This window comes from Methylobacterium sp. GC_Met_3, from assembly GCF_026540775.1.
GTDB lineage: Bacteria > Pseudomonadota > Alphaproteobacteria > Rhizobiales > Beijerinckiaceae > Methylobacterium.
The window spans coordinates 1-354 of sequence record NZ_JALNUL010000198.1 but is presented as its reverse complement, the minus strand read 5'-3'; the positions used below and the strand labels follow the sequence as shown (position 1 = coordinate 354).

1 pseudogene is annotated in these 354 nt (G+C 70.3%); it reads left to right on the top strand.

Annotation, left to right across the window (positions count from 1 at the left end):
• A pseudogene (locus tag OXS27_RS32485) lies at positions 1-354 on the top strand (IS3 family transposase); the annotation flags it as partial.

Here is a 354-nt window from a genome sequence, read left to right as displayed (position 1 = left end):
CTTTGGTGGGTCAGGTGCTGGCGGACGTCGCCTCGGGAAACTTGTAGCCCCCGAGCGACGCAGGCAGGCGGTGGACGGCATCCGTGAGAAGTACGGCCTCGCGGAACGTCACGCCTGCCGGATCGTCGGTCGGCACCGCGGCACGCAACGCTACGTGCCTACCGTGCCGGCCGACGAGGATGCACCGACCCAGGCCATGATCGCCCTGGCGTCCGAGTACGGACGCTACGGCTACCGCCGAGTCACCGCGCCGCTACAGGCAGCCGGCTGGCAGGTCGGCAAAGACCGGGTTCGGCGCATCTGGCGTCGCGAGGGGCTGAAGGTCCCCAGCCGACATGGACCCCGCAGCCGCCT